We start from the raw sequence: 1121 nt of genomic DNA, 5'->3' as shown, positions 1-1121 counted from the left end.
GCACATAATAAGGCGCTGGGGGCAGGTATTCTGTCCGTACCGTCTCGATTATTTGTCTTATCGTCTCAGGAGTTAGGGTGGACAATCTCAGTCGCTTGCTTTCCTTACTTGCGCCGACATGCCGCGTTAATCTTCACTGCCGCTTTGCCGGGCGCTGGAATGCTGATCACCCACAGCAGGTTGACGGTATTGTGCCCTGGCATGTCATTCTTCATGGTGAAACCCGGCTGGTGGTTGAAGGGAAGACGTTCGATGTGCGCGCTGGCGATATCGTTCTGTTCCCGCAAGGATCGCCGCATTTATTGCAAAGTCTTGTGGACTGGGGACAGGTTGTTCCTGCTCAGGTCAACGATGATGGCATCGTAACTGAAGTGTGGACGGAAGGGCCGGGGCCTGCGGTCGAGGTATTGTGCGGTGAGTTTCATTTCGATCCGGGCTATCGCTGGATCTTTGCCGATGAAACGACACTGATCCATCTCCGTACCGATGAACGACACGATTGTCCTGAGCTGGAAACGCTGCTGGTAATGCTGGTTCGCGAAAGTCTGGGCAGCTTGCCGGGCAGTGCAAGTATCGTTAAGGGATTGGCGGATACGCTGCTCGCGCTGATCCTGCGTATTTTGCTCTCGCTGCGCGAGCCTCCTGCGGGTGTGTTACGGTTGCTGAGTGATACACGTCTTGCTCCTGCCGTATTGGCCGTCATCGCCGATCCGGCATCACCATGGACGATGGAGTTAATGGCACAACGCTGTTTTCTATCCCGTGCCACCTTCGCCCGTCACTTTTCAAACAGCTATCATCAGACACCGCAGGCCTGGCTTAACCAGCTGCGTATGATGTTGGCGGCAAAAATACTTTCAGAAGAGAGAAACCTGATGATGGAGGGAGTGGCAGAGCAGTGTGGTTTTTTGTCGCTGTCTTCTTTCACTAAAGCGTTCAAAAAAACCTACGGGGTTACGCCTGCCCAGCACCGTAAACGTGAGTAGAGCACTTTTTTCACGGACCACGCCTTATGGCTTAACGCCCTGCACGAAGCGACTGTGGTGGAATGCCATACCCGCGAATAAACACCTCACGCATATGACGTCTGTCGCGAAAACCGGACTCGCGGGCAATGGCAT

At 54.0% G+C, this 1121-nt stretch carries 1 protein-coding gene and 1 pseudogene; one reads left to right on the top strand and one right to left on the bottom strand.

Annotated elements, in window-relative coordinates; translation table 11 throughout:
• Nucleotides 1–77 precede the first annotated feature (77 nt).
• A complete protein-coding gene (locus AC1DUO_RS25270) occupies nt 78–986 on the top strand; it encodes an AraC family transcriptional regulator (protein ID WP_013578381.1) in 909 nt (302 codons plus the stop codon).
• A 31-nt stretch (nt 987–1017) separates the two neighbouring features.
• Here AC1DUO_RS25270 and AC1DUO_RS25265 read toward each other — a convergent pair.
• Nucleotides 1018–1121: pseudogene (locus AC1DUO_RS25265) on the bottom strand (GlxA family transcriptional regulator); the annotation flags it as partial.

The sequence above is a fragment of the Rahnella sp. P4_A8 genome (genome assembly GCF_056402435.1).
Note: the sequence above shows the minus strand (reverse complement) of the source record. Positions and strands in the feature narration are given on the sequence as shown.